This is a genomic window from Kitasatospora misakiensis (assembly GCF_042656005.1).
Taxonomy (GTDB): Bacteria; Actinomycetota; Actinomycetes; order Streptomycetales; family Streptomycetaceae; genus Kitasatospora; species Kitasatospora misakiensis.
Map to the genome: position 1 here is coordinate 1 of NZ_JBHSOF010000045.1, position 3,306 is coordinate 3,306.

Here is a 3,306-nt window from a genome sequence, read left to right on the forward strand (position 1 = left end):
GGGGAGGTGCAGCGAGGTGCGGGGTTGGGGCCCGGAGGGTCAGTGCCCGGTTGGGCGCCGCCTGCCGGAGAGCGGGCGCCGGGCCGGCGAGAAATTCGACCTGCGCATGACAGAGATGGGCTTGCGGCCAGGCAACGCTGCTCCTCCCATGGCAAGAAGAAAGGCCCGAAGCGCCGAACGGCACGGCTCAGCCAGGCACGCTGAGCGTCAGGAGCTTCGAGGTTGCTTGAGTCATCGCACATCGGCGGCCTACGACGGGCCGCTGGTCGCCTCATCCGCCGGTGAGCGCGGAGGGTGCACCGACTAAAGGATTGCGCACATCCTCGGCCCGTCGACGCGGTGGCGAGATTTGATCGCCAAAGTGTCCGATTCGATCTCCTGGGACGCGGCGTCACGCTCAGGTACCATGCGTGCACAGGCGGGCTGGACAGCGTTGAGTGGCCAATGCAAGCTGGCCCCATGGCAGTTGAGACAGATGAGGCGACGTCGGGTGGCGTCGCGGGCTCCTTACCGGGCCGTTCCCCGCAGCTCCGACCCCACCGGGCGGCCGTCCGCCGCGACAGCGTCGGGAGGCCCGCATGACCGACCTCGCAGTCAAGGCGGTGAGCCGGCCGGGGCTGGCGCTCGGCGTGCTGGCCGGGGCGCTCGCCCTGGATGTGAGCGGCCTCGGCGTGCTCAACGCCGCCCTCCCGTCGGTCGGGGAGCGCTTCCACCTGGCCGACACCACGCTCCAGTGGGTGATGACCGCCTACGCCGTCACCTTCGCCGGCTTCCTGCTGGTGGGCGGCCGCCTGGCCGACGTACTCGGCCGGCGGCGGGTGTTCGAGGCCGGCGTCGCGCTGTTCACCGTCTCCGCCCTGGTCGGGGCGGCGGCGCCGAACACCGCCGTCCTGCTGGGTGCGCGCGCCGTCCAGGGCATCGGCGCCGCCCTGTCGGGACCGGCCGCGCTGGCCCTGCTCACCGAGACCTTCCCGGCCGGTCCGGCGCGCAACCGGGCCTTCAGCGTGTACGCCGCGGTCGGCGCCGCGAGCTTCAGCGGCGGGGTGATGCTGGGCGGCGTGCTGACCCAGTTCTTCGGCTGGCGCTCGGTGTTGTGGTTCTCGGTGCTCCTCGGTCTCGGCGTGCTGGCCGTGACCCGCGCCGCGCTGCCCGACGGCGCCGGCCACCGCGGCCGGCTGGACCTGCCCGGCGCGATCACCGGCACCCTCGGCCTCACCCTGTTCGTCGTCGGCGTGAGCGCCGACGGCGCCGCGGCGTGGGCCCTGCTCGCCGCCGCCGCGCTCTTCCTGGCCCTGTTCGTCCTGCGCGAGAGCCGCACCGCCGACCCGGTCCTGCCGCTCGGCCTCTTCCGGCTCGCCCCGGTCCGGGCCGCGAGCCTGGCGGCGTTCCTGCAGTACATGGGGTCGGTCGGGATGCTGTTCTTCGCGCCCCTCTACCTCCAGGGGATGCTGGACTACTCGCCCTTCGAGTCCGGGCTCGCCCTGGTGCCGATGTCGGCGGCCGTGTTCCTCACCGCCAACTTCGCCACCGGCCGCCTGCTCGCCCGCTACACCCCGCACACCCTGATGGCGGTCGGCCTCGTCCTGATCGGGGTCGGCACCGGCCTCTGGATGACCACCCCGCTGGACGGCGGCTACGTCCAGCACGTGCTGCCCGGCCTGATGCTCAGCGGCATCGGCCAGGGGCTCAACTTCCCCTCGATGACCTCCGCCGCCCTGTCCGGCGTCCCCGGCGAGCGGCACGCCGTCGCCGGCGCGGTGAACGTGGTGACGCAGCAGATCGGCGCGAGCGCGGGCGTGGCGGTGATGGTCCTGGTCGCCGGCACCCGCGAGGACCACCTCGCCGGCTACCACCTCGCCTACCTCACGGCCGCCGTCGCCTGCGTGGCCGGCGCCGCCCTCATCGCCCTGCGCCGACAGGCCTGAGGCCGGCACAGGGCGATGCGCGAGGAGCATTGATCGCAGTGCGTTATGACGTTGACGAACCATGGCTCTGAACACCTGATTTGTCGATCCGTCAGATACCTGGCCATTCAGGCGACCTGAGCACGCGCTGATCCACTCTGAGCTGGCGATCCGTCAAAGTGGCGTCCTGTCAAGGGGGCAGCGGGCGCCGTCGAGACCCCCGTTGGCCGCTCCTCCGGCCGGACCTCGACCTGCCGGTCAAGATTGAGTAACGCCTCACGGGACTCTTGTCGCAGCAAATTGTGAGCGCTAACAATTCACCTGAGCGAAACACGAGTCGCGCTCAGCATCTTTCATCCCCCATGCGCGGCCGTGCCCGCAGTCGTACCTTCCCGAGAGGAATCCGAAATGTCCAAGAGAGCTGCGGCGGCCCTGGTCGCCACCGCGATGGCCGTCGTCCTCACCGCCTGCGGCTCCGGCGGTGGATCGAAGGACTCGGCCGGCAGCGGCTCGGGCAAGCTCACCGTCGGCTTCTCCCAGGTCGGCGCGGAGAGCGGTTGGCGCACCGCCAACACCAAGTCGGTCCAGGATGCCGCGAAGAAGGCGGGCGTCAACCTGAAGTTCTCCGACGCGCAGCAGAAGCAGGAGAACCAGATCAAGGCGATCCGCTCGTTCATCCAGCAGAAGGTGGACGTCATCACCTTCTCGCCGGTGGTCGAGTCCGGGTGGGACACCGTGCTCAAGGAGGCCAAGGACGCGAAGATCCCGGTGGTCCTCACCGACCGCGCCGTGGACTCCAAGGACGAGTCGCTCTACGCCTCCTTCCTCGGCTCGGACTTCGTCGAGGAGGGCAAGAAGGCCGGCGACTGGCTGGTGAAGGAGTACCAGGGCAAGACCGACCCGGTGAACATCGTCGAGCTCCAGGGCACCACCGGCTCCGCCCCCGCCAACGACCGCAAGGCCGGCTTCGGCGACGTCATCAAGGCCGACCCGAAGTTCAAGGTGGTCGCCTCGCAGACCGGTGACTTCACCCGGGCCAAGGGCAAGGAGGTCATGCAGGCCTTCCTGAAGTCCCAGCCGAACATCGACGTGCTCTACGCGCACAACGACGACATGGCCCTCGGCGCGATCCAGGCGATCGAGGAGGCCGGCAAGAAGCCCGGCAAGGACATCAAGATCATCTCGGTCGACGGTGTCAAGGACGCCTTCACCGCGATGGCCGACGGCAAGATCAACGTCGTGGTCGAGTGCAACCCGCTGCTCGGCGACCAGCTGATGGAGCTGGTCAAGAAGGTCAAGGCGGGCGAGCAGGTGCCGCGCCGGATCAAGACGGTCGAGGGTGTCTTCACCCAGGACCAGGCGGCCGCCGCGCTGCCCGGCCGCCAGTACTGACGCACCGACG

Annotated in this window: 2 protein-coding genes; both read left to right on the forward strand. The window is 70.0% G+C overall.

Going from position 1 to position 3,306, the window contains the following annotated elements; all coding sequences use genetic code 11:
• Positions 1-578 precede the first annotated feature (578 nt).
• Positions 579-1,925: an MFS transporter gene (locus tag ACFP3U_RS27770; RefSeq protein WP_380228447.1), complete on the forward strand. Its 1,347-nt coding sequence runs from the start codon at positions 579-581 to the stop codon at positions 1,923-1,925.
• Positions 1,926-2,312: 387 nt separating this feature from the next.
• Complete coding sequence (locus ACFP3U_RS27775; protein WP_380228448.1) at positions 2,313-3,296, forward strand: ABC transporter substrate-binding protein; 984 nt, start codon at positions 2,313-2,315, stop codon at positions 3,294-3,296.
• The last annotated feature ends 10 nt before the right edge of the window (positions 3,297-3,306 follow it).

Coding starts and splice junctions, on each gene's coding strand:
- ACFP3U_RS27770 (WP_380228447.1), top strand. CDS start 579: ATGACCGACCTCGCAGTCAAGGCGGTGAGCCGGCCGGGGCTGGCGCTC.
- ACFP3U_RS27775 (WP_380228448.1), top strand. CDS start 2,313: ATGTCCAAGAGAGCTGCGGCGGCCCTGGTCGCCACCGCGATGGCCGTC.